We start from the raw sequence: 17,659 nt of genomic DNA, 5'->3' as shown, positions 1-17,659 counted from the left end.
AGGACGTTTTACGATGAGATGGGATAAACGGCACTGGGCCGTAATGCTTTCCCTGCTGCTCATGTGCTGTCTGGTTATGCCGCAATGGGCTTCAGCCCATGCTTATATTGTTCAGGCCTCGCCAGGGGAGGACGAGCTGGTAGCCACTGCTCCAGAGCGCTTGACACTGGAATTTAATGAATCGCTGCAAACGGCCTTCTATGATATTAAAATTACCGCACCTGACGGTACACAAGCGGATGACGGCAACGTGCAGATAGATGCCGAGCGTCCTCACGTGCTTGAAACGGGGCTGCGCAGCGGACTTGGCAACGGTACATATGCCGTCAGCTGGAAAGCCGTGTCGGCTGATGGCCATCCCATTCAGGGAGCCTATGTATTCCATATTGGGGAACCGTCAGGTGCCCCTGCGGGTCTGGCGGACCTGACCTCCGGCACGGGTCAAACAGGCGGCCCAATCAAATGGATACTGTCGCTGACCGATTGGATTCAATATCTTGCCTTGTCTGTCATCCTGGGCACGCTCGCCTTCCTTCTCTTCCGGATTGCTCCGGCATCCATGGCAAGAGAGCCCATGGAGGTGCCAGGCAGCTATAAGCTGTTATGGATCAGCTATGCCGCAGCTTCTGTTGCCGCAATCATCAGTTTGCCGCTGAATACGATTTACGAGTCAGGGGTAGCTATCCATGAATTCAGCTGGGCACTGATGGGCAGTGCCTTGAAGCTAACGTCGTTTGGCCTCATTTGGATGGCACAAATGCTCATTCTGATGCTGCTTGCAGTCACAATCCTGTCGGGATATGACCGGGATCGCTCATTGAAGATCCGCATCTGGTCATCTTACGGTTCACTGGTACTTGTACTGGGATGGCTGCTCACGCATGCTATGACAGGTCATCCTGCCGCAGCCGAGCAGCGTGGACTTGCCATAACCATGGACTATGTCCACCTGATTGCAGCAGCATTCTGGATTGGTGCCCTGACGGCCATGGCGGTTTGTCTGCCTCCACTAGCTGACAAGCTTCCTCCGAAGGTACGAGGAGAGGTATATTGGGGAGCTATCCGCCGTTTTGCAGCTTGGGGCATTGGTGCTGTAGCCGCTCTGGTTGCTACAGGGATCTATAGCAGTTTAATCATTTTACCCGAACCTGTATTGACGTCCCTGTTCATTACCACTTATGGTTATGTGCTGCTCGCAAAGATCGTTTTGCTCCTGGTAATGATCGCATTTGCATGGCGTCATGCCCGAACGGCCAGAAAGGGCAAAGACAACCGACTCGCAGGAAGTCTTAAAGCAGAGCTCGCTATAGGTGCCGTTGTGCTGGCTCTGGCTGCTGTACTTACCCACCTGTCCCCCGGACAGCCTGAAGCCGCTGGTCCATTCAAGGAAGTACAAACGACAGAGGATGGCTCAGCGATCACGCTCCAGGTCAGCCCCAATGTCACCGGTGAGAATCAGTTCGAGGTTGGTGTAAAAGCACCTGACGGCAGCGTAGTAAATGATCTGGAGCAGATCACTTTAACGCTGACCCACCTAGATATGGATATGGGAATTTATGAAATCACCATTCCAAAAAATGATACAGGCGTGTACCAAGCGGAAGAATACATCTCCATGCCTGGACGATGGAGCATCAAGGTTCACCTGTTGACTCGATCCCTCGATTCACTGGATACCGAGTTCGAGATCGACACAGCGAATCCATAATTTTTCTAGAAAAAGAGAGGGGTAATTTATTTTGAAAAGAACATCCTGGACTTCCAAACTTACATCCACTATAGCGGCAGGTGCCGCAGCGCTCATGCTGTTCGCCGGCTTTGCGAGTGCTCACGTTACTGTCAGCCCAGCGGCTGCACAGACCGGAGCATGGCAGACGTACACGATCAAAATCCCTTCCGAGAAGGATCTGCCAACAACCAAGATCACGATGAAGGTTCCGGAAGGTGTAGCATTCAAGCAATATCAGCCATTGGCTGGATGGAAAATCACCACGGAGAAAAACAGCTCGAACGAAGTCACATCGATTACCTGGGAAGTGGATGGAGATAACGAGGGGATCCTCGCCGGACAATTCCAGCAATTTAACTTTGTCGCACAAAATCCGGATACAGCAACAGAAGTAGCATGGGACGCATTCCAATACTATAGCGATGGCAGTATCGTAGAATGGACAGGACAACCTAGTGACAGCACACCTCACAGTATTACGGCTATTAGCGAAGATCCTGCAGCTGCAGGCAATCAAGCCGCAGCAGGTGGCCATGACAGCGCAGGTACAGCTGGCAATGCAAGCGATGACGAAGCAGCTGCTGGAGATAACAATGCTGCAGACGATACCAAGGCTGACGATGATACCACGCTCGGCGATGCATTGAACGACACGGTTACAGGTGAGCCGAATAATACGGATTCAGATCCGGGTACATTGAAGCTGCAGCAGGCAACACTGATCGTATCGATTCTGGCATTGATTATGTCCTTCCTGGGCATTGCACTCGCAACACGCCGCAAAAAGAGATAACACGCAGTCTTCAAAATACGGTTAAACGTAACAAAAGAGCCTTGGCAGATGCCAAGGCTCTTTCTTGTTAGATGAGATTTCCCATCCATAGTTTCAGCATTTACGATTAGCGTTCCTGATCCGTCTGAATCATGATTTCAATATATTGCAGCAAGCTCTGCTTCTGCTGTTCAATTGAATGGATTCGACTGGACAGCCCGGCGAAGAATCCTTCAATCTGCTGCCTGGTGTAGTCAGCCGACTGACCCTTCCAGTCATTCAGCCGTGCGTACAGGGCTCTGGCTTCCTGCTCATCTGCCTGCAGGCGGGCCAGCAGCCGTGTAAGCTCCTTCTCCGCAATTCGAAGGTCATTCAGTTCCACCAGCAATTGTCCACTCATGCCTATCCCCTCCCCTTATGTACATATCATTATCGATCTCCTGGCAGCTCCGGTGTTTAATTAAAATGAACCGGACTCTCATCCGCCTGGCGGAAGGCATCTGCTTTCTGATCAATGAAGTCGAGGAATTGACTCGTATGCTTCATATGCCATGTACTTAATTCGTTAATCGACGCATCAAGCTGGGTTACAATGGGCTCCAGTCTGCGACTGCGGCTGGTATGCAGATATTGAGCCATACGGCTGCGCACCTGATTGAGCTCAGCGTTGCACTGCTGTGCATTTTGCTTCCAGCGGGAAGCGACGCTCTTCAGTTCTTCCGGCGTTACCTGAATCAGACCGGAAGCAGCTCCTGCAGCTCCCCCGCCTACACCTGTTTTCGATAGGCGTGGCCCCATGTTTTTGCTGTAGCCAGTCAAGTAGTCCATCAGACGAGGTGAATAACCAATTCGCTCTCCGGTAATCGGATCGTACAGTTCATTGGCAATATAGCCATTCTTGAAGTTATATTGATCAAGGCTGTGATAGTTTTCGCCGCCAAAAGAGTTCTTCGCTTTGTCTATGATGCTGACACCGTCGTTCGCTGTCGCGTAATCAGAATTGATGTAATAGGTTGATCCGACATGCCGATCATATCCCCCAAGCGTACCACTCGCTACGAGATCGCCAGGATGCGCATAGTTCGTAATCTGGCCATCGAATTTACCCGCTTCCGCCTGACGGCGTACCTCCGGGGTCAAGTTACCCATAACGGATGGGGCGCTAAATGTCACTGCTGGTATGCCTGTGTACGCGGATGCATACTGTGCATTTCCCCCACCAAGGGAATGTCCTGTCATTGAGAAATTCAGATCCCTATGCTTATCCTGCATATGATTCGCGTAATTCTCGGCCTGATACATCTGGTTAGCCCAACCTGTTGGGGACACGGTTTTCTCAATATCTTTCACCCGGTCGCCAGCCCAGTTCTCCACATCGCGTACTCTGTCCCCGGCCCAATCTTCCACTTTGGATACCCCGGTGAAATCCTTGACGTTCTCAACACCTTTGTCGAGCCATTCCGGTGTAAGACTATCGACAAATTTGCTGGTCTCTTGCTGGCCTTTGCGGATTAATTCCCCGCCACCAATGCGTCCATCCATAACAAAATCGGGAACAGATCTGTCCAGAGAGGCACTCCCCTCCGTACCGCGGTATGAAATGACTGCTTGCTTGGTCTCCGGGTTGTAGAATGTGACGGCATCAAAGCCGGACAAACTGTTGCTTTCCGTCCCTTCAAGCACTTCCCATCCGGGAAGTTCGGTTAATTTATCACCCGTTTTTTGATCCTGGTAGGCCAGGTCGGATAATGTTTTATATGTCTCGTCATCAATATTCGGCGGTTTGGTCAATAATTACACCTCCTGAATTTATTTGGCGTATGGGTCATTGCCCTTTGCTTTGATTGCTTCTTCAATTTCCGGGCTTATGACCAGATTTTTGGTTGTTTTCTTTTTGTAATCGTATGATATGCCGAAACTTTGATCTTCATGGTCCTTCACATGCCCTTTCAGACCAATCTGGGAAACCGCCATTTCAGGTAACAGTTCCTTGCTAGTAATTACGACATCCAGTTCAAATTTTTGCTTGAAGTGCTGAATCACACTGGCTTCCGCCTCCTGGAACAATGCTTGCTTCTCGCTTTCTTTCATATTGCTGCAGCCTCCCAAAATTAAAGTAACCATGATGATGAGTGCAATGAAGCCTTTAAGCCCACCCGTACGTTGAATACCAATCCCCCCTCGATCATAATTTTAAGCAGCCTTTTAGAATCCGCCCTATTCATTTGTTAACTGCATCATAGTACAAAATCAACATGCCCACATCGGCTCACGGCATCGTTTTTATATAACTTTCTTCCTAAATGGTTCCATTAAAGTATTCGGGTTACATTACCCAATTTCCTGATTTTTGCAACAATTTTGCAGCATTTGCGCAGACACGCAAAAGAGCCGCCCCATATTAGGGCAGCCCTCCAATTTACTATGCCTATAATCTTATTCGAGTACCATCCGCAGGGCAGTAAGCGCAATACCAATAACGAATCCGGTCACGGCACCGTTGATCCGAATCCATTGAAGATCCTGTCCAACCTTATCCTCGATCAACGAGATCAACGAGGCATTATCCATTTTATCAACATTTTCACGGACCAGATTACCGATCTTGGAATGGTTCTTTTCCAGCAGTGTTGTCACGCCTTCGACAATCTTGGCATTCATGCCATCCAGTAATACACTGTCTGAGCGCAAATCGGACAATACCCGCTCAATGGCAGGAAGCGCATACGTCTCCACATACTTTCCATCCTCCATCGCGGCGAGTGCTCTTTCCCTCAGTTCGGTAAGCTTGTTCAGCACGGTTTCTTCCGCGTTCCAACTGTCCAGCAGGCTGTCTTTCCAGCCGTTCAATCCGCCGCGAACACTCTCGTTCAAGGCAAGTCGTACCGCTTGAGTTCGAACCAGACCTAACACCTTATACCGGAGGGCACTTCCCTCACGCTTCATATCCTCCACCTGGTCAAACAAATATCCCTGCAGAATGCTGCCAAGCTTCTCCTCATTCATATAGCCAAGGAAGGCATTCATGGCAAATTGCATAAGGCCATTCATCTGAATGCCACTAATCGCCTTCATGCCGCTCTCACCCAGAAACGTGATGGTCTCCGGCTTCACCAACCACTCTTCTGCCTGCTTCAACCCGTAGTCCAATGCCTTCGTGTCATATCCACGCTCACTCAATTGAATGGAAGCCCGTTCCAGGATCGGTCCAAGGTCGAAAGCCCCGGCTTGTGATTTGATCTCGCTTGCAACCAGCGGCGCAATCTGCTCCAGCGGCAGGCCAGCCAGAATACGTTTGCACAGCGTGTCGATCATCGTTTTGACGCCATCATTGTGAAGTTCACGTGACATGATGTCGAGTACCATTTCCGCTGCCTTAAAACCGGCAATTTTCTCGGTAATGCTGTCTTTGTTGAGCAGGTTGTTCTCCACCGCAGAAACAAGGCCCTCCGTCATCTTATCCCGGTTCTTTGGCAGCAAGGCCGTATGCGGAATCGGAATGCCGAGCGGGTGGCGGAACAATGCCGTTACAGCGAACCAGTCGGCAAGCCCCCCTACCAATCCCGCTTCAAATGAACCCACCAGCAGCTTGCCTACAACACTGCCCTGAAACGGCAATGAAGCGGCAAAGCCTGCCCCCATTACGACGAGTGACCAGGCTGCTGCCTTTTTAGTTTGTTTAGGTTTTGCCATCATTCTTGCTCCTTTATCATTAATCGCACGTCTGATCCCGATTGGACCCATCCGTGCATATTCCGTTCTTTTCGAATGTGAGTATTCCAAGGCCGTAATCAGCACTTTTCATTATTCTCGCTTCCACATCGCGTATACTTCATCTTATCACCCGCAAGCACCAAAACCAAACCTCCAGCTGCCAAAAAAGAGGAAAAGAGATTGATTTTCCGTAAAATTGCTGCCTACCTTTTTCCATTCCCCAAGAGCTTTTAGTATAATCAGGAAAGATGGCCTATCATATACGATTGGCTGCCTTACAGCAGGGTAATTACATATTGAGATAATTGAAGGAACAGGGGAGGAAATTCGGATCATGAAAAACGTGCAGGACACAACGACACTCTATAACGGAGTCAAAATGCCTTGGCTGGGTTTTGGCGTATTCAAAGTGAAAGATGGAGAAGAAGTGGTTGAAGCCGTCAAAACGGCCATTCAGGCAGGTTATCGCAGCATCGATACAGCCAAAGCCTACAATAACGAGACCGGTGTAGCCCAAGGTATTCGTGAATCCCGAGTTGCCCGCGAGGATCTGTTCATTACCACCAAAGTATGGAACAGCGACCAAGGCTATGAATCGACATTGGCCGCCTTCGAAGCCAGCATGGAACGACTCGAACTTGAATATCTTGATCTCTATTTGATTCACTGGCCAGTCAAGGGCAAATACAAGGATACATGGAGAGCGCTGGAGAAACTGCACCGGGAAGGACGCATCCGCGCTATAGGCGTAAGCAACTTCCAGATTCACCATCTGGAGGATCTGATGACGGATGCCACCATCAAACCTGCTGTGAATCAGGTCGAGCTTCACCCGCTGCTGATTCAATCGGAGCTCCGGGACTACTGCAATAAACACCAGATCCAGATTGAGGCCTGGTCTCCACTCGGCCAAGGCAATCTGCTGGAGCACTCGCTTCTTCAGGATATTGCAGCGAAGTACGGCAAATCCCCCGCACAGGTCATTTTGCGCTGGGATCTTCAAAACGGCATCGTGACCATACCCAAATCCGTTACGCCACAGCGTATTCGAGAGAATGCTGACCTATATGATTTTGAACTGACTGCGGATGAGGTTGAACAGATTAATGGACTGAACGAAAACAAACGCTTCGGTTCGGATCCGGATAACTTTAACTTTTAAGCTCAGTCAGTTAGACAAACTTCATGAAATATAGGAAAACCAAAAAAATCCCGATTCGAATGCATCTGCATTCGAATCGGGATTTTGCCGTTCAAACGTTTTAACCGCTCAGCCTTTGGAAACCAGCTTGAAATCATCATAGTGGAAACCTGGCGCAACCACACACGTTACGAGCACAGGCTCATCTCCCAGCGGACGTGCCGTTTGCCATACCCCAGCTGGAACAAGCACCTGCGGCGATTGCCCTGCTGCGAGATCCATGCCAAGCACAAGCACTTCCTCATTCTCAGGGTTTTCCCCTTTGCCGCCCAGTTTCAATTCAATTGGACTTCCGCTGTGCCACAACCACAGCTCATCGGACAGTACGGTGTGCCACTCGGAAATTTCATGCGGGTGCAGCAGGAAGTACGTCGAGCTTGCAGAGAATCTTGGGCCCGAATAAGCTTCCGGCAGAACAGATTGCGGGATTTGATAAGAAGCCTTCCATACTTCTTTATACCAACCACCTTCAACGTGGGGCTGCATATCCAGTGCAGCAACCAGAGGCGATAATTCATGTGTCGTCATAACCTGTTTCCTTCCTTCCAAATCATATTGGAGACCCTCTTCCAGAGTTTGGCCTCACTCTCCCTACTGTAAAACATCGCTGTTCGTTTGTCACCCTTAGAACCGGTCCATTCCATTTTAACGAAACCTTTGATAGCGTTTACAACAAACTGGATTTTCCGTTATGATATGGATATAAACGTAAATCAGACGAAGTAGAAGGGAGCCTGATCATGAGTATGATTGAGGATCGAATCGGACCCAAATATCGCATTGGGGAAAATTCATTCACCATTGAATACATGCGCAGACATGAAGGCAATGCCATGCCGCAGCCTCACGCTCATTCATTTTACGAGCTGTATTACCTGCTTGAAGGAGAACGGGTGTATTCCATGAACGGCCAGCTCCTGACCGCGAGAAAAGGTGATCTGATCCTCATTAATCCGCATGATGTGCATACAACGTCCAGAGGAAACAGGCCCGGATTCGAACGAATTCTTATCGGTTTCTCTCCTTCGTTTGCCACCGGGATGGAACTCGGTGTGTGCGGTCTGCTCCCTTTCGAACGATCAAGGCTTCTTCACCTCCCAGAATCAGAGCAGCAGGAGATGGAACGCATGCTATGGCAGATGCTGCGCGAATGCAAGGAGCGCCGCCCTCACTATGAGATGGTTGTCCGAAGCCTGCTCGCTCAGCTTCTGATCCATATCTATCGGGTAGAAGAAAATAGTCGCCTGATGTCACCCGGCCCAATTCACCCAATGCAGGATAAAATCGGCGAGATTGCCGCTTACGTGAACAGACATTACAACGAACCGCTTACCCTGGAAGATGCGGCAGCCCGTTTCTATATCAGTCCATCCTATCTGAGCCGGATGTTCAGTCGGTTTACCGGTTTTCGCTTCAGTGAGTACTTACGGGTTGTGCGGGTGCGGGAAGCGCAGCGGCGCCTATTGTCCACCCAGGAGCGGGTGCAGCTGATCGCGGAGAAGGTCGGGTTTGAGCACACGGCTCATTTCAACAAAACATTCAAACAGGTGACCGGAACCACCCCTTTGCGCTATCGAAAAGAGCATCGCTAGTACGGGGAATCTTGGGAAGTTGAAGGTAGAAGCCGAGTGGGTAGCCCTCCCCGGATGAATGTGTCTCTATATCACAAAAATCAGGATGATATCTGGAGACACACGCTACACCACTGCGGCTGAAGGTGAATTAACGAACGACTTGCTATTCTTTCGTATCAAGGATTCTTATCTGCGGATGAGCACACCGCTTCTCACCTCAGGACCCATGGAAATCTGGCGTCCTTCCTCATCTGCATCGTCCTCCCGGCACACAATTCCGGCAGACTCGTGTCCTGTTACAATCAGAAGCCGGCCGTCAGGCCCTTTTCCCTGAATTCCCTCTATTTCAGCTCCCTTGCACTGGTGTAAATGGATCAATGATCCTTCGGAAATCCGGGCTCTCAGATTGGCAATTCTCAAATGCTTCGCGTGAGCACAATGTATACCGTTCCGAGCAGTGACGTCATATCCTTCAACCACTACACCGTCCAGAGGCATTTCGGGCAGCCCGCTTACGAATAAAGCCATCTCTGCACCTGCACAGATAACATCCGATATTCGAATATCGCGGAACACCGGGGTCTCTTCACTAATGTCCTGAAACAGATCGCTGCCGCGGGCTGATCCCTCCATATTCGCATAGAAAAAGGAAAACGAGATGGCTTCCATGATGATATCTTTCATATAGATACGCTGAATTTCAATATCTTCAACGACTCCACCGCGCCCGCGGGCGCTTTTGAACCTTAGTCCAATATCCGTCCCAATAAACGTACAATCCGATACCCGCACATGCCGTACACCACCTGACATCTCACTGCCAATAACGAATCCGCCATGACCATGATATACGGTACAGTCCCGAATTGTAATATATTCAGATGGCAAACCGAGCTCTCGGCCTTCCGCGTCCTTACCGGATTTCAGGCAGATGGCATCATCCCCCACATCGAACACACTGTGCTCCACGACAACATGACGGCATGATTCAATATCCAGCCCATCGCCATTCTGAGAAAACCACGGGTTTCGTACACTCACGTTACGTATGGTAACATGCTCCGATGCCCAAGGATGCAGGTTCCATGCAGGTGAGTTCTGGAATGTTGGACCATCCAGCAGCACCCGCTTGCAGCGACGCAAACTGACCATGTTCGGACGTAAAAAGTCTCTGGCATCCTCATAAGCGGACAATTCACGCTCCTGCTCCATATGAAGCCGGTTGGCGATGGCGCCACCTTCGAGGGCCGAGGCCGAAGGCCACCAGATTTCTTCATATTCACCCGAATGCTCTACAACACCACCGGAAGCAACCAATCGACTCCATTGTGAAGCGGTCATCTTGGACCGTTTGACTGGACGCCACGCTTCTCCGCTGCCATCCCATATTCCCTCACCTGTAATCGCGATATCCTCTAATGATTCTCCGTCAATTGGAGATTGACATCTCACCACCTGCCACCCCTCGAAGCTCGAAGCAATCAGAGGATAATGATCAAACTCGCGACTGAACGTAACCAAAGCTCCCGCCTCTGTGTGCAGCTCAATGCGACTGCGAAGCACAATCGGACCTGTCAGCCAGACTCCTGCCGGAATAACGATTCGTCCGCCACCTGCTTCAGCACACGCCGCTATAGCAAGCCTGAATACCTCCGTATTGTCCGTTACGCCGTCTCCTTTTGCTCCGTAGTCCGTGATGCAGAAATCCCGAGCGGGAATGTCAGGTAGAGCAGCCTCATAGGCTTTCGTATTCGCTTGGATACCTTCTCTTGCACTTAATGGGGAGTAGTATGTATTCATCGTTCAGAACATCCTCTCTTCTCTGTATTGGGATTGGACTGTGATCGATATAGCATAGCTTTCAGGAATGAGTATTATCACCCATCATATCAACGGGATCTGGACCAAGGTTGTGTTTTTTTGCCATGTAGCGTTAGAATTTGAGGTTATTTGTTCCGTTACCCTGGACATAGGATAGGTATCAACACCAGTATACTCTATACATCTATTCCAAAGGTTGTAAAAACTCTAGGAGATTCGATTCATTTTTCTGTCAGGATTCGTCACAAACAACTCACCAACTTAACAGATATATAACGTGTTTTTGGCCTACAGCCCTATTAAACCTCATACTTATGTCATGTTTTATTACAAACCAATTGCCAGAAGAAGGATGACTATGTATGATTAAATAACTAGTTTCAATTTATTCCTTATTATTCCTTTTTCAAACCAACGTTGCAGAAAGGATGGGTTACTCTTGATTGAATTTAGGGGTGTGCAGAAGCACTTTGGTCATTTTCATGTCCTCAAAGATATTCATCTCCACATTGAAGAAGGAGAGGTCGTTGTCATTATTGGCCCTTCCGGCTCCGGCAAAAGTACACTGCTCCGCTGCATCAACCGTCTGGAGACCATTACGGAAGGCGAACTCGTCGTCAGCGGTGTCCCTTTACATCAGAAAAAGGTGGACATCAACCTCTTCCGTCGCGACATTGGCATGGTATTTCAACACTTCAATCTCTATCCGCACAAAAAAGTCATCGATAACATTACACTTGCCCCAGTAAAGGTACGCAAACAGCCCAAAGCTGAGGCAGCTGCTACGGCAATGAAATATTTAACCCGTGTTGGCATTGCCGACAAGGCTGACAGCTATCCCTCCCAGTTGTCGGGTGGACAGCAGCAGCGGGTCGCTATTGCGCGGGGACTCGCCATGGAGCCCAAAATCATGCTCTTTGACGAGCCCACCTCTGCGCTCGACCCCGAAATGATCGGGGAAGTACTGGATGTCATGCGCTCTCTCGCCCATAACGGCATGACCATGGTTGTCGTTACCCATGAAATGGGCTTTGCCCGTGAAGTGGCAGACCGTGTCATCTTCATGGACGAAGGCCGGATCGTGGAAGAGGCTTCTGCCACAGCATTTTTCGATAACCCGCGGGAAGAGCGGGCACAGCAGTTCCTAAGTCGTCTAATTCATCATTGAGAATTATAGAATATTCCATTTTGAAAGGGGTCTTTACTCATGAAGAATTTGCTGAAGTGGCCGTCGTTCGTCCTTGTTTTGGTTCTCTCGCTGGCATTGGCCGGCTGTAGTACGGGAGAAGAAGCTACCAACAGCAGCGGTGGTGGTGGCGGTGATGAGAATACTGCAGCCAAAGGAACCATTGAACAGATTAAGGAGCGCGGCAAGCTGATTGCCGGGGTCAAATATGATACGAAGCTCTTTGGCTTGAAGGACCCGGCAAGCGGTGAGGTCGAAGGATTCGATATCGATATCGCCAAGGCACTTGCCAAACAGATCCTTGGGGACGAGACCAAGGTTGAGCTGAAAGAGGTCACATCCAAAACCCGGATTCCCATGCTCCAGAACGGTGACATCGATATCATCATCGCTACCATGACGATCACGGACGAGCGGAAGGAGCAGGTGGATTTCAGTGACGTTTACTTCGAGGCAGGGCAGTCTCTTCTTGTAAAAAATGATAGTTCCATCACCGGACTGGAGAGCCTTGGAGGCGTGAAGGTGCTCGCAGTTAAAGGTTCAACCTCTGCGCAGAATATTCGTGAAAAAGCTCCAGATGCCGAAGTACTGGAATTCGACAACTATCAGGATGCCTTCACTGCCCTCAAAGCGGGCAAAGGTGAGGCACTGACGACGGATAATATCATCCTGATCGGCATGCAGCAAACGGACAACAACTACAAGCTGGTTGGTGGCAACTTCACAAGCGAGCCATATGGAATGGCCATCCGCAAAGGCGACACTGCTTTTGTAGAAGAAGTAAACAGCCTGCTCAAGAGCATGAAAGACAGTGGTGAATACGATACGTTACATGAAAAATGGCTGGGCACCAAGCCCGAGTAACCTCGATTAACGATGAACGAGCGGCGGTTTTCATCTGTAGGGACTAAATCACCCGTACAGCATGAGTCGCCGCTTCACATCTGGAGAACGGAGGCTTCGCCTACATGGGCAAATTGGATTTTGATGTATTGTTCAAGCATTCCGATCGTTTCCTGGAGGGATTCCTCAATACGATCCAAGTAAGCATCATGGCTTTGATCGGCAGTTTTATCCTTGGAGCAATCATGGCAATCTTCCGGATATCCCCCATCAAGCCGCTCAATTGGATCGGTACGGCTTTTGTGGAATTCATTCGAAATATTCCGCTTCTGCTGGTCGTGTTCTTCTTTTACCTTGGACTGCCCTCCCTTGGCATTTCACTGGACGGGTTTGTCTCCGGTACGCTAGGTCTTACCATCTACACGGCAGCTTTTATTGCAGAAGCCATCCGGGCAGGCATTCAGACCGTCCCCCGGGGACAGCTGGAGGCCGCTAGATCTTCAGGTTTGTCCTACGTACAGGCCATGAACCTGATCATTTTGCCGCAGGCAATCAAGATCGTGCTTCCATCCATCGGCAATCAATTTATCAACCTGGTCAAAAACTCCTCCATTCTTGCCGTTGTTGCCGGCATGGACCTGATGTATTTTGCCGATCTGGTCAATTCGGATACGTTCCAGCCGCTGAGCGTGTATACCATTGTTGCACTCTTCTACCTCGTACTAACGCTGCCGCTCAGTTTTCTGGTTCATTATATGGAGCGCAGGTTTGGACAGAGCGACGCCGAAGCACGAGGCCGCAAGGGCAAGCCGAAGAAAAACAAGCCGGCTGGTCAGGTTACCATGTGATTTAGCCATACCACTACTCAGCCTAAGCTCCACTCACAGAAGGAGGTCGATTTACAATGGACTTTAGCGGGGCTTATGCCTGGCCCAACCTTCGTTTCCTGCTGCATGGATTCTTGATTACCCTGCAGGTGGCAGGACTGTCAATCGTCTTCAGCTTTGTTCTCGGCACCGTGCTGGGTACCATCCGGTATACCCGTATTCCGGTCCTGTCACAGATTATCGCCGTTATTGTGGATACGATTCGAAACCTGCCGCTGCTGCTGATCATCTTCTTCATTCATATTGTCCTGCCCCAGCTGGGGATTAAGATGTCCGTCTTCTGGTCCACCGTCGTTGGGCTTAGCCTATTCGAAGGCGCCATGATCGCCGAAATCGTTCGTAGCGGTCTCAAATCGGTTGAACGCGGACAGGTGGAAGCTGCCCGTTCCTCCGGTCTCAGCTATATGCAGACCCTGGGCAGCATCATTATGCCTCAGGCACTGCGCCGCATGTCGCCGCCGATGGTCAGTCAGTTCATCTCCCTGCTGAAGGATACGTCCCTGGCCATTATCATCTCCTTGCCGGAGCTGATGCACAACGTGCAGATCCTGGGCGGTCAGAGCTTCGATTACGTTATCCCGGCGCTTCTGCTCGCAGCGGTACTGTATTTTGTCATCAACTACGCCCTTTCCATCGTGGCCCGGCGCCTTGAGGCAAGAATGAATTGATTCGGTTAGAACTATCGAGAGGCATTGTGTATGCACATAAGAGTCCAGCTAAACACATATCTGTGTCTAACTGGACTCTTTATTATTTGCATATTTCATATTGCCACTCCATTTTGCCGTAATTCTTTCTGCAGCAACGCAACCGGGAGTGACAGCGGATCAAGCTGCAGCTGCACTGCCAATGCAGCGGATGTTCCGGCAGCCTCCCCCGTAGCCATGCAGCTGGGAGTCAACCTGGTTGTAGCATGGGCCTCATGTGTGGTGGAGATGCAGCGTCCTGCTGCCAGCAGGTTTCGGATATTGCTGGAGATCAGGCAGCGATATGGAATGTCGTATGCCCCATCTCCTTTAATAAAAGCCGCCACTACGCCTTGACCTGAAGGATCATGTATATCAATGGGATAACCACTTCGGGCAATGACATCGTCAAACTTTCGCCCCGTAACTACGTCTTCCCTCGTCAAAGAATAATGTCCAATAATCCGTCTGGATTCACGTATGCCAATCTGGGGAGCAACTGCAGAAATCGAAGCCCGCTCGAATCCAGGTACATCGCGCTGCAGGAATTCGGCAATCATGAGTACCTGCCTTCTGCCTTCCTGCTCAGCAGTGGTGAGATCCTCTGCATTGGTAGCATCCAGTCCCTGGACCCGGGTACAGTTAATCAGCACTTCATCTTCAGCCGGCCCGGTAAAAAACAACACCTGATCGCGGTTAATCGGAATGCCCGACTTCTGCCATTGCGAATAAAAACCACTCACCCCGGTGAGCGGAATACGATCCAGCTCTGTGAAAGGTGTCTTGGCATAGAAATCTTCCGGATGCTCCAGAATATACTGTTTAACACGCTCAAGGTTTACGCCGCGCATCCGAAATTTCATGGTCATGGGCTGGGACTGATGATCTCCATCCCGTCCCTTCGCGACAGCAGCACCGGCAAGATAAGCTGCATCCGCATCCCCACTGGTATCGACAAATATCTTGGCCTTAAGCTCCAATCGGCCCGACTTGTTTGTCAATCGAACCGCCTCTACCCGATTATCCTGAACAATCACTTCATCTACGAAGCTGTGCAACAGCAGCCGAACACCTGCCTCCTGCAGCATATCGGCCGCTATCACTTGATAAATGGCCGGATGGTATGGTGTAACGGTATGCACGAAACCAACTGTATCCCGGAGATGCCCTGGAGAGCCCCCTCGCGCTTTCAGTCGGTCAACGATCTCCTGAGCAATGCCCCTGATCACCTGTTCACCGCTCTCCGTGTGAAAAGTCATCCAAGGATAAACCATGGCGGCAGTCGACATGCCGCCAACGAACCCATATCGCTCAACCAGCAAAGTACGAACGCCCTGTCGTCCGGCAGCAATGGCCGCCGCTATGCCCGCAGGGCCACCCCCTACAATAACAACATCGGCTTGTTCTGTCTTCATGCTCATCCGTTCACTCATTTTTCACTCCTCCTTTCATTGATTAGCCGACTATTCTTTCAGTCCTGTCATCGCAACACCCTCAATGAATCGCCGTTGAGCCATGAAAAAGACAATCAGCAGTGGTACGGTTGCCATAACTGTGGCGCTCATCAGATATTGCCAGGCCGTACCCACTTCATCCGTGAACAGGGACAGCCCTAGCGGTAATGTCATCAGCTCGCGCGAGTTAATGAAAATCAGTGGATCAAAAAACTCATTCCAGATGGTCACAAAGGTGAAGATCGTCAGCGTCGCCATGCCGGGTTTGGCAATGGGCAGCATAATCCGCGCATATATCCGGAACCTGTTGCAGCCATCAATCATCGCTGCTTCCTCCAGCTCGGTAGGGACCGTGATGAAGAACTGCCGCATGACAAAGATGCCGAATACACCGCCTGCCCCAAAGATCGGAAGCAAAATCAGCGGAAGATGTGTATCAATCCAGCCCAGCTGCCGCATGAACAGGAACATCGGAATTGCCGTCACCTCGTGGGGAATCATCATGGCACTCAGGAGGGTGAGAAATACCACATTGCGGCCCTTGAATGGTATTTTTGCAAATGCATATCCGGCAAGGGAAGCAAAGAACACCGTACCCAGTACGACCACAACAGCAATATACACACTATTCAAATAGAACCGATGAAACGGAATCAATCGAAAAACATCGACATAATTCTGAAATCGGAACGTTTCCGGTAACCACTGCGGTGGATACGTGAATATGCTCTGGGGCTCCTTGAAAGACGTGGATATCATCCAGATAAACGGTACAATCATAATCAGCGAAATCAGGGTCAGCAACAAATACGTACCGATTGCACCCCCTGCTGTACGAACAGACGGCTTAGGCATCGCCTTCATTGAATACCCACCTCTTTCGAAGCTGCCATTGCAGCAGCGTCAGGATCAGTACGATAGCAAAGAGCACGTATGCCAGTGCGGACGCATAGCCAAACTGAAACAGCTTGAACGCTTTTTCCCATATATAGTAGACCAGCACCTTGGTGCTATTGCTCGGCCCCCCCTGTGTCATGACATAAATCTGTCCGAACACTTTGAGCGAGCCGATGACCGTCATCACCACGGTCAAAAAAACAGTAGGCGTAATCATGGGAAGCGTCACGTGAAAAAAAGTCTTCTGCCTGCCTGCACCGTCCAGTTTGGCTGCTTCGTACAGTGATCTCGGTACCTGCTGAATTGCGGCTATGAATAGTACCATATTAAGGCCAACATTTTTCAGTACACTGGTGACAATTACCGCAGGCATCGCCAAATCCTGATTGTAGAGCCAGGCTGGTCCTTTGATGCCCATCATCAACAGAAGCTGATTAATCAATCCCGACTCTGTCGCATACATAAGCTTCCATACAATTGCCCACACAATAAGTGAAGTCATGACCGGAACAAAGATGGCTGTACGGAATATTCCGATCCCACGCAAACTTTTGGATAACAGCAAAGCGAGTAGCAGCGCCAGCACAATATTCAGCGGAACAAGTCCGGCTGTGAAATATACCGTGTTTCCCAGTACTGTCCAGAACATCTTGTCTATCATGATCTCGCGGTAGTTATCCAGCCCAATAAAGTGATGATCTCCAAGCAATGGCCAATCGGTCAAACTCATGTATAATGCGAGGCCCATTGGAAAGAGCAGCAGCAGAGTAAAACCAAGAACCATCGGAGATACGAAAAGCCATCCTGCAATCTGGGCCTCTCTTGCGAGCGGTCCTCTTCCTGAACGCTTGCGTGAATGGGTCAACTCTGGCCCTCCTCTTCTCATCCGTCTTCC

At 50.0% G+C, this 17,659-nt stretch carries 17 protein-coding genes; 8 read left to right on the top strand and 9 right to left on the bottom strand.

The genetic code is table 11. The features are described 5' to 3' along the window. Positions 1–13 precede the first annotated feature (13 nt). Both AC3RCI_RS02040 and AC3RCI_RS02035 read left to right on the top strand, forming a co-directional pair. On the top strand, positions 14–1,708 hold the full coding sequence (locus AC3RCI_RS02040; protein ID WP_492527403.1) for a copper resistance CopC/CopD family protein: 1,695 nt from the start codon (positions 14–16) through the stop codon (positions 1,706–1,708). A 31-nt stretch (positions 1,709–1,739) separates the two neighbouring features. Next, positions 1,740–2,522, top strand: coding sequence for a YcnI family copper-binding membrane protein (locus tag AC3RCI_RS02035; protein WP_430199221.1), 783 nt, complete (start codon positions 1,740–1,742; stop codon positions 2,520–2,522). A 106-nt stretch (positions 2,523–2,628) separates the two neighbouring features. Here AC3RCI_RS02035 and AC3RCI_RS02030 read toward each other — a convergent pair whose 3' ends face one another. The 4 genes from AC3RCI_RS02030 to AC3RCI_RS02015 form a co-directional block, all read right to left on the bottom strand. Continuing rightward, the gene (locus tag AC3RCI_RS02030; RefSeq protein ID WP_153976645.1) at positions 2,629–2,901 is read right to left on the bottom strand and encodes a hypothetical protein; all 273 of its coding nucleotides are present in this window, start codon (positions 2,899–2,901) and stop codon (positions 2,629–2,631) included. A 56-nt stretch (positions 2,902–2,957) separates the two neighbouring features. Next, entirely contained in the window at positions 2,958–4,292 is a 1,335-nt protein-coding gene (locus AC3RCI_RS02025) for a Tle-like phospholipase domain-containing protein (protein WP_492527402.1), read from the bottom strand. An 18-nt stretch (positions 4,293–4,310) separates the two neighbouring features. After that, the gene (locus AC3RCI_RS02020) at positions 4,311–4,592 is read right to left on the bottom strand and encodes a hypothetical protein (RefSeq protein WP_154896511.1); all 282 of its coding nucleotides are present in this window, start codon (positions 4,590–4,592) and stop codon (positions 4,311–4,313) included. Between the two features lie 345 nt (positions 4,593–4,937). Continuing rightward, positions 4,938–6,194 (bottom strand): DUF445 domain-containing protein, encoded by a 1,257-nt coding sequence (locus AC3RCI_RS02015; protein WP_336783892.1) that lies wholly within the window; start codon positions 6,192–6,194, stop codon positions 4,938–4,940. A 355-nt stretch (positions 6,195–6,549) separates the two neighbouring features. On the opposite strand from AC3RCI_RS02015, the gene AC3RCI_RS02010 reads away from it, so the two are divergent. After that, positions 6,550–7,377, top strand: coding sequence for an aldo/keto reductase (locus AC3RCI_RS02010; RefSeq protein WP_492527401.1), 828 nt, complete (start codon positions 6,550–6,552; stop codon positions 7,375–7,377). 108 nt (positions 7,378–7,485) lie between these two features. Here AC3RCI_RS02010 and AC3RCI_RS02005 read toward each other — a convergent pair whose 3' ends face one another. Further along, complete coding sequence (locus AC3RCI_RS02005) at positions 7,486–7,944, bottom strand: cupin domain-containing protein (RefSeq protein WP_095361613.1); 459 nt, start codon at positions 7,942–7,944, stop codon at positions 7,486–7,488. Positions 7,945–8,156: 212 nt separating this feature from the next. On the opposite strand from AC3RCI_RS02005, the gene AC3RCI_RS02000 reads away from it, so the two are divergent. Beyond that, positions 8,157–9,008 carry a helix-turn-helix transcriptional regulator gene (locus tag AC3RCI_RS02000; RefSeq protein WP_127539113.1) on the top strand — a complete coding sequence of 284 codons (852 nt, stop codon included), beginning with the start codon at positions 8,157–8,159 and terminating at the stop codon, positions 9,006–9,008. A gap of 168 nt (positions 9,009–9,176) precedes the next feature. On the opposite strand, the gene AC3RCI_RS01995 is transcribed toward AC3RCI_RS02000, so the two are convergent. Continuing rightward, entirely contained in the window at positions 9,177–10,790 is a 1,614-nt protein-coding gene (locus AC3RCI_RS01995) for a glycoside hydrolase family 28 protein (RefSeq protein WP_492527400.1), read from the bottom strand. Positions 10,791–11,250: 460 nt separating this feature from the next. On the opposite strand from AC3RCI_RS01995, the gene AC3RCI_RS01990 reads away from it, so the two are divergent. The 4 genes from AC3RCI_RS01990 (at position 11,251) to AC3RCI_RS01975 (ending at position 14,395) form a co-directional block, all read left to right on the top strand. Further along, on the top strand, positions 11,251–11,979 hold the full coding sequence (locus AC3RCI_RS01990; protein ID WP_336783817.1) for an amino acid ABC transporter ATP-binding protein: 729 nt from the start codon (positions 11,251–11,253) through the stop codon (positions 11,977–11,979). Positions 11,980–12,018: 39 nt separating this feature from the next. Continuing rightward, positions 12,019–12,861 carry a transporter substrate-binding domain-containing protein gene (locus AC3RCI_RS01985; RefSeq protein ID WP_336783818.1) on the top strand — a complete coding sequence of 281 codons (843 nt, stop codon included), beginning with the start codon at positions 12,019–12,021 and terminating at the stop codon, positions 12,859–12,861. 104 nt (positions 12,862–12,965) lie between these two features. Then, positions 12,966–13,688, top strand: coding sequence for an amino acid ABC transporter permease (locus tag AC3RCI_RS01980; protein ID WP_183525781.1), 723 nt, complete (start codon positions 12,966–12,968; stop codon positions 13,686–13,688). Positions 13,689–13,744: 56 nt separating this feature from the next. Then, positions 13,745–14,395, top strand: coding sequence for an amino acid ABC transporter permease (locus tag AC3RCI_RS01975; protein WP_095291616.1), 651 nt, complete (start codon positions 13,745–13,747; stop codon positions 14,393–14,395). A 95-nt stretch (positions 14,396–14,490) separates the two neighbouring features. Here the strand turns inward: AC3RCI_RS01975 and AC3RCI_RS01970 are convergent, their stop codons facing one another. From AC3RCI_RS01970 to AC3RCI_RS01960, 3 genes are read right to left on the bottom strand one after another with little or no spacing between them, the layout of a single operon-like run. After that, positions 14,491–15,846: an FAD-dependent oxidoreductase gene (locus AC3RCI_RS01970; RefSeq protein ID WP_492527399.1), complete on the bottom strand. Its 1,356-nt coding sequence runs from the start codon at positions 15,844–15,846 to the stop codon at positions 14,491–14,493. 30 nt (positions 15,847–15,876) lie between these two features. Continuing rightward, complete coding sequence (locus tag AC3RCI_RS01965) at positions 15,877–16,731, bottom strand: carbohydrate ABC transporter permease (protein WP_492527398.1); 855 nt, start codon at positions 16,729–16,731, stop codon at positions 15,877–15,879. Further along, positions 16,715–17,650: a carbohydrate ABC transporter permease gene (locus AC3RCI_RS01960; RefSeq protein WP_492527397.1), complete on the bottom strand. Its 936-nt coding sequence runs from the start codon at positions 17,648–17,650 to the stop codon at positions 16,715–16,717. The genes AC3RCI_RS01965 and AC3RCI_RS01960 overlap by 17 nt, the downstream gene beginning before the upstream one ends. Positions 17,651–17,659 lie beyond the last annotated feature (9 nt).

This window comes from Paenibacillus sp. MT124 (assembly GCF_058792755.1).
Note: the sequence above shows the minus strand (reverse complement) of the source record. Positions and strands in the feature narration are given on the sequence as shown.